The following is a 360-nucleotide window of genomic DNA, read 5'->3' on the forward strand; positions in this document are numbered from 1 at the left end:
TTTTAGGGGGTCCCGTGGGGGGGGGCCCCCCCCCGCTCCAAATCACTCGTGGCTGGCTTTTTTCCCCCCCCGGGGGGGGCGGGGGGGGGGGGCCCCCCCCCCGGCCCCCCCCCACGCCTACAACATCAAGAGCCACCGGGAAAAAGAGCGCCGCTGGGTGGAACAGGCCGAAACCGCCTATGCCCGCTTTGTCTCCGGCTGGAACCCACGAGGTCCGAAGAGGGTGCGCACGGGCGCCGCAAATGAGAAGCGACTGTAGAGGCTGCGCGGCAGGGCTCTCACCTCGGACCCTGCTCTTCGCCACGCGGTCACCCATGCGCAACAGGAGAATATCGCAAATCCGATCAAAAAGCTCTTGTC

The 360-nt window shown here is 67.2% G+C and carries 1 pseudogene; it reads left to right on the top strand.

Annotated features, from left to right (window positions below):
- Positions 1-259 (top strand): annotated as a pseudogene (locus AC0L2H_RS32525) (hypothetical protein); the annotation flags it as partial.
- Between the last annotated feature and the right edge of the window lie 101 nt (positions 260-360).

It is taken from the genome of Mesorhizobium sp. WSM4871 (assembly GCF_055811295.1).